Annotated in this window: 15 protein-coding genes and 3 pseudogenes; 10 read left to right on the forward strand and 8 right to left on the reverse strand. The window is 64.4% G+C overall.

The genetic code is table 11. The features are described from left to right. Positions 1 to 17: 17 nt before the first annotated feature. On the forward strand, positions 18 to 1,142 hold the full coding sequence (locus tag EJA05_RS24525) for a methyltransferase (RefSeq protein WP_125860448.1): 1,125 nt from the start codon (positions 18 to 20) through the stop codon (positions 1,140 to 1,142). 186 nt (positions 1,143 to 1,328) lie between these two features. Here the strand turns inward: EJA05_RS24525 and EJA05_RS24530 are convergent, their stop codons facing one another. From EJA05_RS24530 to EJA05_RS24540, 3 genes are read right to left on the reverse strand one after another with little or no spacing between them, the layout of a single operon-like run. After that, on the reverse strand, positions 1,329 to 1,469 hold the full coding sequence (locus tag EJA05_RS24530; protein ID WP_178125879.1) for a DUF2474 domain-containing protein: 141 nt from the start codon (positions 1,467 to 1,469) through the stop codon (positions 1,329 to 1,331). 12 nt (positions 1,470 to 1,481) lie between these two features. After that, positions 1,482 to 2,489 (reverse strand): cytochrome d ubiquinol oxidase subunit II, encoded by a 1,008-nt coding sequence (cydB, locus tag EJA05_RS24535; RefSeq protein WP_125465602.1) that lies wholly within the window; start codon positions 2,487 to 2,489, stop codon positions 1,482 to 1,484. 1 nt (position 2,490) lies between these two features. Further along, a complete protein-coding gene (locus tag EJA05_RS24540; RefSeq protein ID WP_125860450.1) occupies positions 2,491 to 3,927 on the reverse strand; it encodes a cytochrome ubiquinol oxidase subunit I in 1,437 nt (478 codons plus the stop codon). 345 nt (positions 3,928 to 4,272) lie between these two features. On the opposite strand from EJA05_RS24540, the gene EJA05_RS24545 reads away from it, so the two are divergent. The 5 genes from EJA05_RS24545 to EJA05_RS24565 all read left to right on the forward strand — a co-directional run bounded on the left by EJA05_RS24545 (position 4,273) and on the right by EJA05_RS24565 (position 9,669). Further along, complete coding sequence (locus EJA05_RS24545; RefSeq protein WP_125860452.1) at positions 4,273 to 5,493, forward strand: MFS transporter; 1,221 nt, start codon at positions 4,273 to 4,275, stop codon at positions 5,491 to 5,493. A gap of 294 nt (positions 5,494 to 5,787) precedes the next feature. Then, on the forward strand, positions 5,788 to 7,083 hold the full coding sequence (locus EJA05_RS24550) for an NCS2 family permease (RefSeq protein WP_125465605.1): 1,296 nt from the start codon (positions 5,788 to 5,790) through the stop codon (positions 7,081 to 7,083). Continuing rightward, positions 7,080 to 8,165 carry a tRNA (uridine(54)-C5)-methyltransferase TrmA gene (gene trmA / locus EJA05_RS24555; protein ID WP_125860454.1) on the forward strand — a complete coding sequence of 362 codons (1,086 nt, stop codon included), beginning with the start codon at positions 7,080 to 7,082 and terminating at the stop codon, positions 8,163 to 8,165. Before EJA05_RS24550 ends, trmA begins: the two co-directional genes overlap by 4 nt. A 58-nt stretch (positions 8,166 to 8,223) precedes the next feature. Beyond that, on the forward strand, positions 8,224 to 9,129 hold the full coding sequence (locus tag EJA05_RS24560; RefSeq protein ID WP_125860456.1) for a LysR family transcriptional regulator: 906 nt from the start codon (positions 8,224 to 8,226) through the stop codon (positions 9,127 to 9,129). Between the two features lie 120 nt (positions 9,130 to 9,249). Beyond that, positions 9,250 to 9,669, forward strand: coding sequence for a cupin domain-containing protein (locus EJA05_RS24565; RefSeq protein ID WP_374046963.1), 420 nt, complete (start codon positions 9,250 to 9,252; stop codon positions 9,667 to 9,669). A 54-nt stretch (positions 9,670 to 9,723) separates the two neighbouring features. Here EJA05_RS24565 and pcaG read toward each other — a convergent pair whose 3' ends face one another. Together pcaG and pcaH are read right to left on the reverse strand one after the other, a co-directional pair. Next, complete coding sequence (gene pcaG, locus EJA05_RS24570; protein ID WP_125860460.1) at positions 9,724 to 10,329, reverse strand: protocatechuate 3,4-dioxygenase subunit alpha; 606 nt, start codon at positions 10,327 to 10,329, stop codon at positions 9,724 to 9,726. 11 nt (positions 10,330 to 10,340) lie between these two features. After that, positions 10,341 to 11,060: a protocatechuate 3,4-dioxygenase subunit beta gene (gene pcaH, locus EJA05_RS24575; RefSeq protein WP_125465610.1), complete on the reverse strand. Its 720-nt coding sequence runs from the start codon at positions 11,058 to 11,060 to the stop codon at positions 10,341 to 10,343. Positions 11,061 to 11,262: 202 nt separating this feature from the next. Here pcaH and ypfJ point away from each other — a divergent pair, with 202 nt between their 5' ends. From ypfJ to EJA05_RS29035, 4 genes and pseudogenes are all read left to right on the forward strand, one after another. After that, a complete protein-coding gene (ypfJ, locus tag EJA05_RS24580; protein WP_125465611.1) occupies positions 11,263 to 12,153 on the forward strand; it encodes a KPN_02809 family neutral zinc metallopeptidase in 891 nt (296 codons plus the stop codon). 239 nt (positions 12,154 to 12,392) lie between these two features. Further along, a pseudogene (locus tag EJA05_RS29025) lies at positions 12,393 to 13,190 on the forward strand (methyl-accepting chemotaxis protein); the annotation flags it as partial. A gap of 117 nt (positions 13,191 to 13,307) precedes the next feature. Further along, positions 13,308 to 13,457: pseudogene (locus EJA05_RS29030) on the forward strand (HAMP domain-containing protein); the annotation flags it as partial. A 141-nt stretch (positions 13,458 to 13,598) separates the two neighbouring features. After that, positions 13,599 to 14,189, forward strand: a pseudogene (locus EJA05_RS29035) (methyl-accepting chemotaxis protein); the annotation flags it as partial. Between the two features lie 238 nt (positions 14,190 to 14,427). Here the strand turns inward: EJA05_RS29035 and ggt are convergent. From ggt to EJA05_RS24600, 3 genes are all read right to left on the reverse strand, one after another. Next, entirely contained in the window at positions 14,428 to 16,095 is a 1,668-nt protein-coding gene (gene ggt / locus EJA05_RS24590) for a gamma-glutamyltransferase (RefSeq protein WP_125860464.1), read from the reverse strand. Between the two features lie 109 nt (positions 16,096 to 16,204). Further along, positions 16,205 to 17,110 carry a LysR family transcriptional regulator gene (locus EJA05_RS24595; protein WP_125860466.1) on the reverse strand — a complete coding sequence of 302 codons (906 nt, stop codon included), beginning with the start codon at positions 17,108 to 17,110 and terminating at the stop codon, positions 16,205 to 16,207. Between the two features lie 137 nt (positions 17,111 to 17,247). Further along, positions 17,248 to 17,838 carry an NAD(P)H-dependent oxidoreductase gene (locus EJA05_RS24600; RefSeq protein WP_125860468.1) on the reverse strand — a complete coding sequence of 197 codons (591 nt, stop codon included), beginning with the start codon at positions 17,836 to 17,838 and terminating at the stop codon, positions 17,248 to 17,250. Between the last annotated feature and the right edge of the window lie 157 nt (positions 17,839 to 17,995).

Below are 17,995 nucleotides of genomic sequence, written 5' to 3' on the forward strand. Positions count from 1 at the left end.
GCGCCGAGCCGTACTTAATGCCACTGTTCAACAGCCCCTTCGCCGACCTCGACCTGATTCGCCAGCCGGAACAGGCCAACGACCCGCTGCTGGCGTTCGACGCCGCCGACCAGTACCTGCTGGAGCACCTGGCGGCCCAAGCACCGGCCGCAGGCTGCCGGGTGCTGGTGCTCAACGACAGCTTCGGCGCCCTGGCCGCCAGCCTGGCCGGCAGGTTGGATGTCACCAGCAGCGGCGACTCGCACTTGGCGCGCATGGCGCTGGAGAAGAACCTGGCAGGCAACGGCAAGCCGTTCGATGCCGTGCCTTTCGTACCCGCCAACCAGCACTGGCAAGGGCCCTTCGATCGCGTGCTGGTGCGCGTACCGAAAACCCTGGCCCTGCTCGAAGAACAGCTGATCCGCCTGCAGGGCCACCTGGCCCCCGGCGCTCAGGTGATCGCCGGCGCCATGATCAAGCACCTGCCACGTGCGGCCGGCGACCTGATGGAAAAATACATCGGCCCGGTCCAGGCCTCGCTGGCCCAGAAGAAGGCCCGGCTGCTCACCGCCACGGTCGCCGAGCGCCCACTCGCCCAGTCCCCCTACCCTAGCCGCTACCGCCTCGACGCGCCGGCACTGGAGCTGGTCAACCACGCCAACGTGTTCTGCCGCGAAGGCCTGGACATCGGCACCCGTGCCTTCCTGCCGCACCTGCCACGCGACCTGGGCCGCGCCCGGGTGGCAGACCTGGGCTGCGGCAATGGCGTACTGGCCATCGCCAGCGCCCTGGCGAACCCTGACGCGCATTACACCCTGGTGGACGAGTCGTACATGGCGGTGCAATCGGCCCGTGACAACTGGCAGGCCGCGCTGGGCGATCGTGAAGTAGCCATTGAGGCGGCGGATGGCCTGGCGGGGCTAGCCAAGCAGTCGCTGGACGTGGTGTTGTGCAACCCGCCGTTCCACCAGCAGCAGGTGGTCGGCGATTTCCTCGCCTGGCGCATGTTCCAGCAGGCACGGGAGGCGCTGGAGGTGGGGGGAGCGTTGTACATCGTCGGCAACCGGCACCTGGGCTACCACAGCAAGCTGGCGCGGTTGTTCAGAGGTGTGGAGCAAGTAGCGGCGACGCCGAAGTTCGTCGTGCTCAAGGCCCGCAAGTAAGGCAGCCCCACTAAACGGGCTTGCACGTCCACTGTAGGAGCGGCCTTGTGCCGCGATAGGGCCGCAAAGCGGCCCCGGCGATTTCTGCATTAACGCTGAAATCCTGGGGCCGCTCTGCGGCCCTATCGCGGCACAAGGCCGCTCCTACAAGACGACAGTTGTTCCCACGGTGGTTTCAATGCAGGCTCAGTGCGTGCTCAACCCCGCAGCACTCATGAACATCCGCATCCCGTAGGCGAATACCCCAAGCGCCGCGACACTCAGCGCCCAGATCAGCACCAGCCAGCCCAGGCGTTGCCACAACGGTTTCTTCTGTTCGACATCCATCATGGCGCGCTCCTAGTGATAGCCGTCTTCATGGGTCACCTTGCCGCGGAACACGTAGTAGCTCCAGTAGGTGTACCCGAGGATGAACGGCAGGATGAACAACGTGCCCACCAGCATGAAGCCCTGGCTCTGCGGCGGTGCGGCGGCATCCCAGATGCTGATCGACGGCGGGATGATGTTGGGCCACAGGCTGATCCCCAATCCGCTGTAACCAAGGAAGATCAGCACCAGGGTGAGCAGGAACGGCGTGTAGTGCGCATTACGTGCCACCGCGCGCAGCAGGCCATAGAAGGTCACCATCACCAGTAGCGGCACCGGCATGAACCACACCAGATTAGGCATGCTGAACCAGCGGTCGGCGATCTGCGGGTAGGCGATCGGTGTCCACAGGCTGACGATGCCGATCACTGCCAGCAACACCAGCGCCAGGGGCCGCGCCATGTCGTGCATCTTCTGTTGCAGCGGCCCTTCGGTTTTCATGATCAGCCAGGTACAGCCCAGCAGGGTGTAGGCAACGATCAGGCCCAGGCCGGAGAACAGGGTGAACGGCGTCAGCCAGTCCAGGTAGCCGCCGACGAACTTGCGGTCGACCACCTTGAAGCCTTCGATGAAGGCGCCCAGGGCCACGCCCTGGAAGAAGGTGGCCACCAGCGAGCCCCAGATGAACGCCTTGTCCCAGATATGCCGCTTGTTGGCCCGCGCCTTGAAGCGGAACTCGAAGGCCACGCCGCGGAAGATCAGCCCCACCAGCATCAGGATCAGCGGCAGGTACAGCGCCTCCAGCACCACCGAGTAGGCCAGCGGGAAGGCGCCGAACAGCGCGGCGCCACCCAGCACCAACCAGGTTTCGTTGCCGTCCCATACCGGGGCGACGGTGTTCATCATCACATCACGGTCACGCTCGTCCTGGACGAACGGGAAGAGCATGCCGATCCCAAGGTCGAAACCGTCCATCACCACGTACATCATCACGCCGAAGATGATGATCACGGCCCAGATCAGCGGAAGATCGATACCCATCTCAGTTCCCCTCGCTCAGGCGGGTGGAGGTGGCCTCATGGCCATCATCGGCGGCGGACAGTGGCCGCGCCGGCGTACGTTGCTGGCCAGGGCCACCTGGGGTGTGCTCCTCGCCTTCGCCGGTTTTCGGCCCTTTGCGCACCAGCCGCATCATGTAGCCGATGCCGGTGCCGAACAGGGCGAAGTACACCACCACGAACATCACCAGAGTGAAACCGAGCTGCGCATAGCTATGGTTGGACACACCGTCGGCGGTACGCATCAGCCCATAGACCACCCATGGCTGGCGACCGATCTCGGTGGTGAACCAGCCAGCGAGGATGGCGATCAGCCCCGACGGGCCCATCCACAGGGTCAGGTAGAGGAACGGCCGCGAGCTGTACAGGGTGCCGCGCTTGCGCAGCCACACGCTCCACAGGCCAACGAAGATCATCAGCATGCCCAGGCCGACCATGACCCGGAACGACCAGAACACGATGGTCGAGTTGGGCCGGTCTTCGGGCGGGAACTCCTTCATTGCCGGTACTTGCTTGTCCAGGCTGTGGGTAAGAATCAGGCTGCCCAGGGCCGGGATCTCGATCTTGAAGCGGGTGGTTTCGGCTTTCATGTCCGGGATGCCGAACAGGATAAGCGGCGTCGGTTCACCGGGTTTGTTTTCCCAATGGCCCTCGATGGCCGCGATCTTCACCGGCTGGTGCTTGAGGGTGTTGAGGCCGTGGAAGTCACCGATCACGGCCTGGATCGGCGCGACGATCAGCGCCATCCACATGGCCATCGACAGCATCTTGCGCACCGCCGGGTTATCCCGGCCACGCAACAGGTGCCAGGCCGCCGAGGCCCCGACGAAGAACGCCGTGGCGACGAAGGCGGCGGTGGCCATGTGCATCAGGCGGTAAGGGAAGGACGGGTTGAAGATCACCGCGAACCAGTCCACCGGGATCACCTGGCCATTGACGATCTCGTAGCCCTGGGGGGTCTGCATCCAGCTGTTGGACGCCAGGATCCAGAAGGTCGAGACCAAGGTGCCGAGCGCCACCATGCAGGTGGCGAAGAAGTGCAGGCCTCGGCCGACACGGTTCCAGCCGAACAGCATGACGCCAAGGAAGCCGGCCTCGAGGAAGAAGGCCGTCAGTACCTCGTAGGTCAGCAAGGGGCCGGTGATGGAACCTGCGAAGTCGGAGAACTGGCTCCAGTTGGTGCCGAACTGGTAGGCCATGACCAGGCCGGAGACCACGCCCATGCCGAAGTTGACGGCGAAGATCTTCGACCAGAAGTGGTAGAGGTCACGGTAGGTGTTGTTGCCGGTCTTGAGCCAAAGGCCTTCGAGAACCGCCAGGTAGCTCGCCAGGCCAATGGTGATGGCCGGGAACAGAATGTGAAAGGACACGGTAAAGGCAAACTGGATTCGGGCGAGCTCTAGGGCTTCTAATCCGAACATGGTGCTTCCTCTTCAGATAATCCGGCGTCCAGGCTTGTGGCCCTTGTCGCCCACTGCCCCCACAGTGATCGAGTGCGGCTCGTTGGAATTGTTCTGTTCGATCGCAGGGATTCCGGCCCGAGGGCCAAATTCGTTGCATCTGGAACGATTGATCCAGGTCAACGAATGTCTGGAAGCATAGTCCCGAATCAAGTCACAAGATGTGTGGTTGATTGCCGCGTGACCCGTTGTCCCACCCCCTTTTCCGGGCGCTGAAAAACTGTCCACCTCGACATTCAGCAACTAAATGTTACAAACAGATGCTACTCTGCAGACCCCTCTATTGCCGAGGTTACAGGCCTGCCGATGTCCGACTCCGCCCCGCAATTGCTGCGTCATCACCGCCCTTTCATGGCCTTCTGGCTGGCCCGCGTCTTCACTGCCAGCGGCTTCCAGATGCTCACCGTGGCCATCGGCTGGCACCTTTACCAGTTGACGGGCAATGTGCTCGATCTGGGCCTGGTCGGGCTGGTGGAATTTGCCCCGCGCGTGCTGTTCATGCTGCACACCGGGCACGTTGCCGACCGCTATGACCGGCGCAAGGTCGCCGCGCTTTGCCAGACCTTGCAGGCGCTGATCGCCCTGGCATTGGCCCTTGGCAGTGTCACTGACAACGTCAGCCGCGAGCTGATCTTCGTGCTGGCCTTCCTGCTGGGCGCCACCCGCTCGTTCGAGATGCCGGCCACCCAGGCGCTGCTGCCCAACGTAGTGCCACCGGGGCTGTTCCCGCGGGCGGTGGCGGCGTCGGCCTCGGCGACCCAGACCGCGACCATTGTCGCCCCGGCGGTGGGCGGTTTCCTGTATGCCTTCGGCAGCATCTGGGTGTATGCCCCGACCGTGGCCCTGTACGTGATTGCCTGCCTGCTCATGCTCAGCCTCGACGCCCGCCAGCAACCGCTCCAGCAAGGCCGCGCCAGCCTGGATTCGCTGCTGGCCGGCATCCGCTTCATCCGCAGCCGCCCGGACATCCTCGGCGCCATCTCGCTGGACCTGTTCGCCGTACTGCTGGGCGGCGCCACCGCGCTGCTGCCGGTGTTCGCCAAGGACATACTGCTCACCGGCGCCTGGGGCCTGGGCCTGCTGCGTTCGGCCCCGGCGGTGGGCGCGCTGCTGATGTCGCTGTGGCTGGCGCGCTTCCCAGTGGAACGCAAGGTGGGCCTGGTCATGTTCACTGCGGTGGGGGTGTTCGGCGTGGCGACCATCGCTTTCGGCTTGAGCACCTCGTTCTGGTTCTCCCTGGCGGTACTGGTGGTGCTGGGCGCGGCTGACATGATCAGCATGGTCATCCGTGGCGCCTTCGTGCAGCTGGAGACCCCGGATGAAATGCGCGGCCGGGTGAGTGCGGTGAACGGGCTGTTCATCGGCGCCTCGAACCAGCTTGGCGAGTTCGAATCGGGGCTCACCGCGCACTGGTTTGGCACAGTGCCGGCGGTGGTGCTCGGTGGTGTCGGCACCCTGGTGGTGACCGGGGTGTGGATGAAACTGTTCCCGACCCTGACCCATCGGGATCGCTTGCACAACGGCTGAGTGAGCGCAGTTGCCTGCACCGGCCAATCGCCGGCAAGCCGGCTCCCACAGGGATGGCGCTAGGCTTGGAGGCGACGCGATCGGTGTGGGGGCCGGCTTGCCGGCGATTGGGCCGGCACAAGCGCCCGCGAACATGACCCGATCAGCCACCCCAACGGCCATAGGCCCCCGCCCCCCATGCTGGTATGATGCGCGGCTTTTTTGCCCCCCACGCAAAACCGCGGCATCCGGTACGGTCTGTGCTTTGCTGTTGGGGACGATACATTCACGGCGCGAGGCGCCCTGGGAGCAGGCATGCTGGAAAGGCTGTTTCAACTAAAGGCACACAACACCAACGTGCGCACCGAGATTCTCGCGGGCGTCACCACCTTCCTGGCCATGGCCTACATCCTGTTCGTCAACCCGAGCATCCTCGGCGAGACCGGCATGGACAAGGGCGCGATCTTCGTCGCCACCTGCCTGGCCGCGGCCATCGGCTCGGTGACCATGGGCATCATCGCCAACTACCCGATCGCCCTGGCGCCGGGCATGGGCCTGAACGCCTTCTTCACCTACACCGTGGTTCTGCACATGGGCCACACCTGGCAGGTGGCGCTGGGTGCGGTGTTCCTGTCCGCCGTGCTGTTCTTCCTGCTGTCGATCTTCCGCATCCGCGAATGGATCGTGAACAGCATCCCGCTGCCGCTGCGTTCGGCCATTGCCGCCGGTATCGGTCTGTTCCTGGCGCTGATCGCCCTGCATAACGCCGGCATCGTCGTCGATAACCAGGCCACCTTGGTGGGCCTGGGCGACCTCAAGAAACCAGCGCCAATCCTCGCCACCCTGGGCTTCTTCCTGATCGTTGCCCTCGAGGCGATGAAAGTGCGTGGCGCGGTGCTGATCGGCATCCTCGCGGTGACCGTGGCCTCGATCGCCATGAACGTCACCCCATTCGGTGGCGTGGTGTCGATGCCGCCATCGCTGGCACCGACCTTCCTGCAGTTGGACATCAAAGGCGCCCTGGACGTCGGCCTGATCAGCGTGATCTTCGCCTTCCTGTTCGTCGACCTGTTCGACAACTCCGGCACCCTGATCGGCGTGGCCAAGCGCGCCGGCCTGATGGGCAAGGACGGCCACATGCCGAAAATGGGCCGCGCCCTGATCGCCGACAGCACCGCCGCCATGGCCGGTTCGCTGCTGGGCACCTCGACCACCACCAGCTACATCGAATCCGCCGCCGGCGTCAGTGCCGGTGGCCGCACAGGCCTGACCGCCATCGTGGTCGCCGTCTTGTTCCTGCTGGCGCTGTTCTTCGCCCCATTGGCCGGCAGCGTGCCGGCCTTCGCCACCGCCCCGGCGCTGCTGTTCGTCGCCGTGCTGATGGCCTCGGGCCTGGCCGAGATCAACTGGGATGACGTTACCGAAGCCGCGCCGGTGGTGGTCACCGCCCTGGCCATGCCGCTGACCTACTCGATCGCCAACGGCATCGCCTTCGGCTTCATCGCCTGGACCGCCATCAAGCTGCTGTCCGGCCGTCACCGCGACCTGAACCCAGCGCTGGTGATCCTGTCCATTCTGTTCGTCATCAAGCTGGGCTGGTTCAACGCATGAGTGCCGTTTTCGACCCTACGCAATACGACGCGCAGCTGGCGACCAAGGTCGCCCGCCTGCGTGAGCTGCTGGCGCCGTTCGCGGCGCCCAAGCCTGCGGTGTTCGACTCGCCGCGCGAGCACTACCGCCTGCGCGCCGAGTTCCGCCTGTGGCGCGAGGACGGCCAGCGCCATTACGCGATGTTCGCCCCGGGCGAGAAGCACAAGGCGATCCTGATCGACGACTTCCCCATCGCCAGCCAGCGCATCAACCAACTGATGCCGCGCCTGAAGGCCGCCTGGCAGGGCAATGAGGCGCTGAACAACCGCCTGTTCCAGGTGGAGTTCCTCACCACCCTGGCCGGCGATGCCATGGTCACCCTGTGCTACCACCGCCCGCTGGACGACGCCTGGGAAGCCGCTGCGCAGCAGTTGGCCGCCGAGCTGAATGTCAGTGTCATCGGCCGCTCCAAGGGCAAGCGCCTGGTGATCGGCCGTGACTACGCGGTAGAGAAACTGGACATCGCCGGCCGCACCTTCAGCTATCGCCAACCCGAAGGCGCGTTCACCCAACCCAACGGCGCGGTGAACCAGAAGATGCTCGGCTGGGCCTTCGAAGCCATGGGCGAGCGCGACGACGACCTGCTGGAACTGTACTGCGGCAACGGCAACTTCACCCTGCCGCTGGCCACCCGGGCCCGCCAGGTGCTGGCCACCGAGATCAGCAAGACCTCGGTCAACGCCGCGCTGCACAACCTCGACGAGAATGGCGTGGACAACGTGCGCCTGGTGCGCCTGTCGGCCGAAGAGCTGACCCAGGCGCTGAACGAGGTCCGCCCGTTCCGCCGCCTGGAAGGCATCGACCTCAAGGCCTACGACTTCGGCACCGTGTTCGTCGACCCGCCGCGCGCCGGCATGGACCCGGACACCTGCGAACTGACCCGGCGCTTCGAGCGCATTCTGTACATTTCCTGCAACCCGGAAACCCTGGCGCAGAACATCGCCCAGCTGCACGATACCCACCGTATCGAACGCTGCGCGCTGTTCGACCAGTTCCCCTATACCCATCACATGGAAAGCGGGGTGCTGCTGGTTCGGCGCTGACCCTCGACATGGCGGGGCCGCAAGGGCCCCGTCGTGTGCTGCAAGGAGTGATGTGCCATTGGATCAGTTGAGTGCCATGCAGGCCTTCCGCCGGGTCGTCGACCACGGCGGCTTCAGCGCCGCCGCCCAGCAGGCAGGCGTTTCCCACACCGTACTGTCGCGCCGGGTGAAGAACCTCGAGCGCCACCTCGGCACCCAGCTGCTCAATCGCACCACCCGTCGCTTGCAACTGACCGAGGCCGGTGCGCTGTTCCATCGCCACTGCGTGCAGATTCTCGAGCAGATGCAGGCCATGAACCTGGAACTGTCCGAACACCAGCAGCAGCCCACCGGCACCCTGCGCCTGGGCGTGGCGACCGCCTTCGGTGAACTGGAACTGGGGCACTGGCTGCCGGACTTCATCGAGCGCCACCAGCGGTTGCAGGTCGAGCTGCACTGCAGCGACCGCTTCATCGATCTGCTGGAAGAAGACATCGATGTCTGCCTGAGGGTCACCGACCACCTGCCCGACTCCAGCCTGGTAGCCCGCAAACTGGCGGTCAGCACCCGTGTGCTGGTAGCCGCGCCCAGCTACCTGGAGCGTCATGGCACGCCGACCACACCTGACGCCCTGCTGGCCCATCCGCTGCTCGGCTACAACCGCTTGCCACAGCCACAGCGCCTGCAACTCACCGGCTCCACGGGTGAGCACCATGAGGTACTGATGCCCCGGCGCCTGGGCGCCAACTCGCCGATGGCCCTGCGAGCCGCGGCGATTGGCGGGCTGGGCATCGCCAGCTTCGATCGTTTCATTGTCCACGATGCCTTGCGCGACGGGCGCCTGGTACCGCTGCTGGCGGACTGGTCCCAGCCTTCACGCACGCTGTACGCCGTGTATCCGCAGAGCCGCCACGTCGCCCCCAAGGTACGGGCGCTGCTCGAGTATGTGCAGGCCTACTATGCCAGGCCACGGTGGGAACCTTGATTTGTGCATATTCGACACAAGACCTGGCTATTTTTTGACGTATTTGTGCGCATTTTCAAAGGCTAGTCTTCGCCCACTGTCATCTGGCGAAGGAGCCTCCCCATGAAAGTACTGCACACGATGTTCGTCGGCCTCACGCTGGCCGCACTCACCACCACGGCAAGCGCCGCTGGCGAGCCACCGAGCTCGGTACCTGACAGTACTGCCTTGAGATGGCAGGACGTGTCCGGCACCCAAGGCGTCGTGAGCTATGCCAACGTCGAGGGCGATCTGTTCGGCAAAGGGCCGTATTCAGCGTACGTGAAGTTTCGCAAAGGCACGGACAATGGCCTGCACAGCCACAGCCAGACACTGCCGACCGTGGTACTGAGCGGTACCTTCTATGCAGTGATCGATGGCAAAAGGGTCGAGTATCCGGCGGGCGCCTACTACAAGCTGCCGGCCAACCTCGTGCATGAAAGCGGCTGCACCGCTGCCGCGGATTGCCTGTTGTTCCAGTACCAGGCCGATGCGTTCGACCTGAACCCGGTCAAGGGCTGAGACTTGTCGCAAGGCCGGCTCCTGCGGGAGCCGGCCTTTGCTGGTCTTGAAACCTCAGAAGTCGAAGAACACCGTCTCCCCGTCCCCCTGGATACGGATATCGAAGCGATACGCCGTCTTCCCCTCCACTTCGCAGCGCTTGGCAATCAGCGTCTCGCGCCGCTGCGGCTGCTCGATGAGGTTGAGCACCGGGCACTTCGCGTTCGCCTCGCCCTCGTCATCGAAATACAACCGCGTGTGCAGGTGGATATTGATGCCCCGGGCAAACAGGCTGATGTTGATGTGCGGCGCCATCGGCACGCCCGCGGCGTTGTTCACCACACCCGGCTTGACCGTGTGCAGGGTCCATTCACCGGCATCGAAAGTGGTGGCGGTGCGGCCGAAGCTGTTGAAGACGTTCTCCTGGTTGTAGTCGTCCTGATACAGGCCGTTAGCGTCGGCCTGCCAGATCTCCAGGAACGAATCGCGCACCAGGTGGCCATTGCCGTCGTACACCTGGCCGATCAGCAGGATGTGCTCACCCGGGGCATTGGCCTTGGCCAGGCGGTTCCAGATTTCCTGGTCGCGGGTCGGGTTGCCGGCCGCTTCCAGGGCCAGGCCTATGTGTACGTAGGGGCCGGCGGTCTGCGAGGGGGTTTCCGGCAGCAGTTCGATAGGCATGACGGTGCTCCTCAGCGGTTTTCGAAGTGGGTCTGGCGCTGGCCGCGCAGGACGATGTCGAAGCGATAGGCCAGGCAATCCATGGGGTTGGCGTGGCTCATGTCGAGCCTGGCGATCAGCCGCTCGACCGCATCCGGGTTGGCGATCGACTTGACGATCGGGCACATCGGGATCAGCGGGTCACCCTCGAAATACAGCTGGGTGATCAGCTTGGTAGCGATCGACGGGCCGCTGACGGAGAAGTGGATATGCGCCGGGCGCCAGTCGTTGGGGCCGTTGCGCCATGGGTACGGGCCAGGCTTGATGGTGCGGAAGCTGTAGTAGCCGTCGCGGTCGGTCAGGCAACGACCGACGCCACCGAAATTCGGGTCCAGCGGCGCCAGGTAGCGGTCGTTCTTGTGCCGGTAACGGCCACCCGCGTTGGCCTGCCACATTTCCACCAGGGTGTTGGGCACCGGTTTGCCGTACTGGTCGACCACGCGGCCGGCGACGATGATCCGCTCGCCGATCGGCAGCCCACCGTTGTTGAAGTTCAGCAGCAGGTCGTGGTCATGCTCGCCGAAGCGCAGGTGGGAAAAGTCCGGGCCGGTGCTTTCGCTGATCGACTGCGGGATGCTCACCAACGCCTGGCGCGGCGAGCGGGCGACCGAGGTCTTGTAGTCGGGGGTGAAGGCCTTGGGGTGCCAGTTGCGATCACGGATCACGAAACGGCTGGTGTCCTGGGCAGGCATGCCGGTTACCTCTTTTGGAATTATGAAGTCGCCTGGGCGTGGCAGGCGGACTTGCAGTTTCCGGCAGGTACGACGGGATGAATATTGAATTCAGCGGTCATAGGCATAACCATTTGGTTATGCTCTTGCGCTTACCTCTACGGCCAGCGCGGCGCTGAACTAATCTTTTGACTTCATGTTTCAAAAAACTGGAGAGCAGCACATGGAATGGCGAAAAGGCCGACGCAGCGACAACGTGGTCGATGCCCGCGGCGAAGGTGGCGGTGGCGGCGGCATGCGTTTCGGCGGCGGCAAGGGCCTGGGGCTCGGTGCCATCCTGTTGATCGTCGGCATCGGCTGGCTCACCGGGCAGGACCCGCTGCAGATCCTCGGCCAGCTGGCCGGGCAGATGGACCAGCAGCAACAGACTGCCCCAGCCAATGTCGGCAGCAAGGCACCGCCCGCCAACGACGAACAGGCGGCGTTCGTCGCCTCGATCCTCGGCGACACCGAAGACACCTGGAAAGCCTTGTTCGCCCAGGCTGGCAAACAGTACCGCGACCCGAAACTGGTGCTGTTCAGCGGCCAGGTCAACTCGGCCTGTGGTTTCGCCTCGGCGGCGGTCGGGCCTTTCTACTGCCCGGCCGACCAGCGCGTGTACCTGGACATGAGCTTCTTCCGCGAAATGGAAACCCGCTTCGCCGCCGCCGGCGACTTCGCCCAGGCCTATGTGATCGCCCACGAAATCGGCCATCACGTGCAAACCCTGCTCGGGGTCTCGGCCAAGGTCGACGCCGCTCGCCGCAGCGGCCAGCGCCTGGAAGGCGACAATGGCTTGCTGGTGCGCCAGGAGCTGCAGGCCGACTGCCTGGCTGGCGTCTGGGCCTACCAGGCGCAAAAGCGCCTGAACTGGCTGGAACCGGGGGACGTGGAGGAAGCCCTGAACGCCGCCAATGCCATCGGCGACGACCGCTTGCAGCAACAGGGCCAGGGGCGTGTGGTACCCGACTCGTTCACCCACGGCACCTCGCAACAGCGGGTGCGGTGGTTCAAGGCCGGGTTCGGCAGTGGCGATGTGAACCAGTGCGATACCTTCTCCAGCCGTAGCCTTTGATCATCGCGGGGCAAGCCCGCTCCCACGCTTTGGGGCGGTCCACCGCGTGGGAGCGGGCTTGCCCCGCGATGATTTCGAATAAACGCAAACGTTTTCAGGCAGTTACAAATCTGCTGAAAAAGCGTTTCAGCTTGCCCCTGCCCTGCCGATAACCCCTGCACGAATCAGCGGGGCTCCCACAACAATAACGCCCAGCGATTGAGATCAAGTGAGCGAAATCATTTTCTGGGAGAGCGTGCATGAACAGCTGGTTCGCCAACATCAGCGTCAACCTCAAACTCGGCCTGGGCTTCGGCCTGGTGCTGGTACTGACCGGCCTGCTGGCCCTGACCGGCTGGAACAGCCTGGGCAGCCTGATCGACCGCAGCAATTGGATGGGCGACATCGGCCAGCTCAACAAGGACCTGACCGACCTGCGCATCGCCCGCCTGCAATACATGATCGCCAACGGCGACGACACAGCGGCGGCCAACACCCAGGCCAAGCTGGACGCGTTCAGCAAGCAGCAGGAATACCTGGTCAGCACCTTCAAGAGCCCCGAGAACGTCAAGCTGCTGCGTGAGCTGGGCCAGACCATCAGCGAGTACAAAGTCTCGCTGAACAAGATGCGCACAGGCTACAAGGCCTCGCTGGCCGCCCGTGAAGTGATGACCGCCTCGGCCATCAAGGCTGACGAAGCCATGGACACCCTGAGCCAGGATGTCATGGCGCGCGCCGAGAGCGACAGCGTGCGCCTGGCCCAGTACCAGCTGATCAGCAAGGCGCGCCAGCAACTGCTGCAGGTACGCATCGACGTGCGTGGCTACATCGCCGACAACAGCGCGACCAACGAGCAAGCCGCCCTGCGCCAGCTGGATGCCGCGCTGGCCGAAGCCGACAACCTCAAGGGCCAGCTGCCCAACGAAGCCACGCGCCTTCGCCAGTTCGAGCAATCGGTGCAGAGCTACCGTGACGCCGTGCGCCAGTTCCGCGACGCCGTGGCCAGCATCGCCACCGCCCGCGCCGAAATGACCGTGCAGGGCGCCGACATCGTCAAGCGCAGCGACGCGCTGTACCAGATCCAGCTTGAGCGCCGCGACATCGAAAGCGCCCAGGCCCGCAGCCTGCAGATCACCGCCACGCTGCTGGCACTGCTGGTCGGCGTGCTGGCGGCAGTGATCATCACCCGTCAGATCACCCGCCCGCTGCGCGAAACCCTGCAGGCCGTGGAGCAGATCGCCGGCGGCGACCTCACCCAGAACCTGCGCGTGACCCGCCGCGACGAGCTCGGCGTGCTGCAACAGGGCATCGGCCGTATGGGCACCACCTTGCGTGAACTGATCACCGGTATCCGCGACGGCGTCACCCAGATCGCCAGCGCAGCCGAAGAGCTGTCGGCGGTGACCGAGCAGACCAGCGCCGGTGCCAACAGCCAGAAGGTCGAGACCGACCAGGTGGCCACCGCCATGCACGAAATGGCCGCCACCGTGCAGGAAGTGGCGCGCAATGCCGAACAAGCGGCCTTTGCCGCGACCAATGCCGACGGCGAAGCCCGCGGCGGCGACAAAGTGGTGGGTGAGGCGATCAGCCAGATCGAACGCCTGGCCCAGGAAGTCAAACGCTCCACCGACGCCATGACCCTGCTGCAGCAGGAAAGCCAGAAGATCGGCAGTGTGATGGATGTGATCAAGTCGGTGGCCGAGCAGACCAACCTGCTGGCCCTCAACGCCGCCATCGAAGCTGCCCGTGCCGGTGAAGCCGGGCGTGGCTTTGCGGTGGTCGCCGACGAAGTGCGCGGCCTGGCCCAGCGCACCCAGCAGTCGACCGAAGAGATCGAAGGCCTGATCGCCAGCCTGCAGCACGGTACCCAGCAGGTCGCCGAAGCGATGAACGGCAGCCGTAGCCTGACCGACAGCAGTGTGGAACTGGCGCGCAAGGCCGGTGGTTCGCTGGAGAACATCACCCGTACGGTGTCGAATATCCAGTCGATGAACCAGCAGATCGCCGCCGCCGCCGAGCAGCAGAGCGCCGTGGCCGAAGAGATCAGCCGCAGCATCCTGAATGTGCGTGATGTGTCGGAGCAGACCGCTGCGGCCAGTGATGAAACCGCGGCCTCCAGCGTGGAGCTGGCGCGCCTGGGTGGTCACCTGCAGACACTGGTCAGCCAGTTCCGCGTCTGACCTCAAGAGGGCCGCTTTGCGGCCCATCGCCGGCAAGCCGGCTCCCACAGAAGCACTCAATACCCTGTGGGAGCCGGCTTGCCGGCGATGGGCTGCAACGCAGCCCTGATCGCCATTACTTGACGATCATCCCCACGCCCCGCCCACGCGGATCTGACGCGGTCTCCAGCTTCTCCCCGGTCACCCGGATCGCCTGGATGTCGCCCATCTCCCAGCCCTGATCTTCCAGCACATAACCCATCTTCTTCAGGTCATCGGCCACCTTGCCGGTAAGCGGCGCATAGCTGTCGAAGTAGATGGTGTCCTTGGGCAGCAACTGGTGATGCACCCGTTGTGCCGCCACCGATTTCTCCAGCGGCATGTTGTAGTCATACAGGTTGTTCATCACCTGGAAGATCGAGGTGAAGATCCGCGAACCGCCCGGCGTGCCCACCACCAGCACCACCTTGCCGTCACGGGTCACCAGGGTCGGGCTCATGGACGAGAGCATGCGCTTGCCCGGGGCGATGGCGTTGGCGTCACCGCCCACCACGCCGAAGGCGTTGGCCGCTCCGGGCTTGGCGCTGAAGTCATCCATCTCGTCGTTGAGCAGGAAGCCTGCGCCCTTCACCACCACGCCGCTGCCGTAGTCGAGGTTGAGGGTGTAGGTGTTGCTCACCGCGTTGCCCTGCTTGTCGACGATGGAGAAGTGCGTGGTCTGGTGCGGCTCCAGGCCCGGCTTGACCTTGTCGGTCTCGGAGATCGCATTCGGGTTGACCTGCTCTGCGCGCTTGGCCAGGTAGTCCTTGGCGACCAACTTGTCCACCGGCACCTGGGTAAAGGCGGGGTCACCCAGGTAGTCGGCGCGGTCGGCGAACACGCGCTTCTCGATTTCGGCCAGCAGGTGGATGTACTTGGCCGAGTTGTGCTCGACGCCCTTGAAGTCGGCCGCACGGTCTTCCTTGATGCCCAGCAGCTGGGCCAGGGCGACGCCGCCAGAGCTCGGCGGCGGCGCGGTGTAGACCACGTTGCCGCGCCAGTCGATGGCCATCGGGTTGCGCCACAGCGCCTTGTAGTCCTTGAGGTCTTCCTTGGTGATCAGGCCCTTGTCAGCCTGCATCTGCGCCACCAGCAGGTCGGCGGTCTTGCCCTGATAGAACTCGCTGACGCCCTTGTCGGCGATGCGTTCCAGGGTCTGCGCCAGCTCGGGCTGCTTGAACAGCTCACCCACCTTCATGCTGCCGAAGTAGTCATTGAAATTGGTGGCGGTCTTGAACAGGCCCTGGGCGTCGTCGCGGTACTGGTACTGCTTCTGGGCAATCTTGAAGCCGTTCTTGGCATAGCCGATGGCCGGGGTGAGCAGCTCACTCCACTTGAGCTTGCCGAACTTCTGATGCGCCTCCCACAGGCCCATCACCGTGCCCGGCACGCCGGCTGCACGCACGCCGACCAGGCTGAGGTTCTCGATCACCTCGCCCTTGTCATCCAGGTACATGGTCTTGGTGGCGGCCTTGGGGGCCACTTCGCGGTAGTCGAGGAAGTACGGTTTGCCGTCGACGAACAGGGTCATGAAACCACCGCCGCCGATGTTGCCGGCCTCGGGGTAGGTGACGGCGAGGGTGAAGGCCGTGGCGACGGCGGCGTCCACCGCGTTGCCGCCCTTCTTGAGGATATCGGCGGCCACCTGTGCGCCATATTGATCAGGTGCGGCTACCGCGCCGCCTTCCAGCGTCACGGCAAAAGCAGAGGAACAGCTCAGGATCGCGGCCCCGAGGGCCAATGGCTGGAACATGACAAGACGCATGGGCACTTCCTTGGTGTTGTTTTTGTTGATCAGTCATTAAGGCCGAAGCGCTCCGACTAAGCAAACACCGTAGGAAATTTCCGCCGCCGACGGGCAGCAGTTGTCGCATTCAGGCAACTGCGCAGGCGTACGCCGCCAGCTTGGCCTGGATGAAATCAAGGAAGCACTGAATGCGCAGGGCCAGCTGGGTGTTGCGGTAGTAGACCGCATTGATCGGCTGGCGATAGCCGTTGTTGTGCTCCGCCAGCAGCACCTGCAGGCGGCCGGCGCGGATGTCTTCGTGGGTCATGAAGTGCGACAGGCTGACGATGCCTTCCCCGGCGATGGCCAGCTGGCGCAGGGTCTCGCCGCTGGACGCGAGCAACTGCGGGCGGATCGCCCAGCGCTCACCCTGGGCGTGGCGCAGCGGCCACTGGTTGAGCGACTCGGGGGAGCTGAATCCGAGCAGGCAATGCTCGGCGAGGTCCTCGACCTTCTGCGGAGTGCCGTGCCGGGCCAGGTACGCAGGGCTGGCGAGCACCTGCACCGGGCTGCAACCCAGCGCCCGGGCATGCAGGCTGGAGTCGGCCAGCTCACCGATGCGGATGGCCACGTCGGTGCTCTGCTCCAGCAGGTCGATGATCAGGTCGTCGGTGTTCAGTTCAAGTTCGATATCTGGATACTGCTGACGGAACTCGCTGATCCAGGGCAGGATCGCGTGCAGCATGAACGGCCCGGCAGCATTGATGCGCAGGCGCCCGGACGGGGTCTGGCGGTGCATCGACAGGCGCTCTTCCATGTCGTCCATCTGCTCGAGGATCTGCCGCGAACGTTCGAGGAAGAAGCGCCCTTCTTCGGTCAGGTCCATGCGCCGGGTGGTGCGGTTGACCAGCGTGGTGCCCAGCTTGCCCTCCAGGCGCGACAAGGTTCGACTGACCGCCGACGGGGTCTGGCCGATCTGCTCGGCAGCGGCGGAGATCGAACCGCAATCGATGACGGCGACGAATACCTGGAGTTCTTCGGAGCGGGTTTTCACGCGGGTGGCCTTGGTGGGGGATCGCATTGATAGATAGCGTTTGGGCGGCAAGCGCGCAAGCCTGCATAACCATCGCGGGGCAAGCCCGCGCCCACGTAATCTTGTGGGCGCGGGCTTGCCCCGCGATCAGGCACCTATCACTCGGCCTTGCCGAACACCGCTTGCAGATGCTGCTCATAGGCCGCCAGCGCCGCCGGCACATCCGGCCGCTTCATCACATCCACCGCCAGGAAGGTCGGCAGCCCGGTCATGCCGAGGAACTGGTTGGCCTTGTGGAACGGGAAGTACACCGCGTCCACGCCCTTGCCTTCAAAGAAGTCAGCCGGGTCATCGAACGCCTGCTGGGGTGCGTTCCAGGTCAGCGACAGCATGTACTGCTTGCCATGGATCAGCCCGCCGCTGCCGTACTTCTGCGAAGCGTCCGAGCGGGTACGGCCATCGCTGGCATACAGGCTGCCGTGGCCAGCGGTGAACACCTCGTCGATGTACTGCTTCACGGTCCAGGGGGCGCCCATCCACCAACCGGGCATCTGGTAGATGATCACATCGGCCCAAAGGAATTTTTCGACTTCTTCCCGGGCGTCGTAACCGCCATCGATGAAGGTTTGCTTCAGGTCGAAACCGGCACGGTCCAGGTGGGCCAGGGCAGCCTCGTGCAGGGTCTCGTTGAGGCGACCGTCGGAATGGGCGAATTGCTTGCCGCCGTTGAGCAGAAGAATTTTTTTCATGGTGTGCCTCGAAGGGTCGGTATCGGCGACCGGGTCAATTGGATGGCGGCAGATTAGGCAGTCGCGGCCGGCGGATAAAGCCGGGGCACGGCAAAATACATTTGCCTGCAAATCACGAATTGCCAGCCAATTATTGCCTTAGAATCTGCTCACCATC

Source organism: Pseudomonas oryziphila (assembly GCF_003940825.1).
GTDB lineage: Bacteria > Pseudomonadota > Gammaproteobacteria > Pseudomonadales > Pseudomonadaceae > Aquipseudomonas > Aquipseudomonas sichuanensis.

What these genes read in the sequence shown, in the direction of transcription:
- EJA05_RS24540 (WP_125860450.1), bottom strand. Translation starts at nt 3,927, where the DNA reads ATGTTCGGATTAGAAGCCCTAGAGCTCGCCCGAATCCAGTTTGCCTTT.
- pcaH (WP_125465610.1), bottom strand. Translation starts at nt 11,060, where the DNA reads ATGCCTGCCCAGGACACCAGCCGTTTCGTGATCCGTGATCGCAACTGG.
- cydB (WP_125465602.1), bottom strand. Translation starts at nt 2,489, where the DNA reads ATGGGTATCGATCTTCCGCTGATCTGGGCCGTGATCATCATCTTCGGC.
- EJA05_RS24530 (WP_178125879.1), bottom strand. Translation starts at nt 1,469, where the DNA reads ATGGATGTCGAACAGAAGAAACCGTTGTGGCAACGCCTGGGCTGGCTG.
- pcaG (WP_125860460.1), bottom strand. Translation starts at nt 10,329, where the DNA reads ATGCCTATCGAACTGCTGCCGGAAACCCCCTCGCAGACCGCCGGCCCC.
- EJA05_RS24525 (WP_125860448.1), top strand. Translation starts at nt 18, where the DNA reads ATGCCACTGTTCAACAGCCCCTTCGCCGACCTCGACCTGATTCGCCAG.
- EJA05_RS24550 (WP_125465605.1), top strand. Translation starts at nt 5,788, where the DNA reads ATGCTGGAAAGGCTGTTTCAACTAAAGGCACACAACACCAACGTGCGC.
- EJA05_RS24545 (WP_125860452.1), top strand. Translation starts at nt 4,273, where the DNA reads ATGTCCGACTCCGCCCCGCAATTGCTGCGTCATCACCGCCCTTTCATG.
- EJA05_RS24565 (WP_374046963.1), top strand. Translation starts at nt 9,250, where the DNA reads ATGTTCGTCGGCCTCACGCTGGCCGCACTCACCACCACGGCAAGCGCC.
- trmA (WP_125860454.1), top strand. Translation starts at nt 7,080, where the DNA reads ATGAGTGCCGTTTTCGACCCTACGCAATACGACGCGCAGCTGGCGACC.
- ypfJ (WP_125465611.1), top strand. Translation starts at nt 11,263, where the DNA reads ATGGAATGGCGAAAAGGCCGACGCAGCGACAACGTGGTCGATGCCCGC.
- ggt (WP_125860464.1), bottom strand. Translation starts at nt 16,095, where the DNA reads ATGCGTCTTGTCATGTTCCAGCCATTGGCCCTCGGGGCCGCGATCCTG.
- EJA05_RS24600 (WP_125860468.1), bottom strand. Translation starts at nt 17,838, where the DNA reads ATGAAAAAAATTCTTCTGCTCAACGGCGGCAAGCAATTCGCCCATTCC.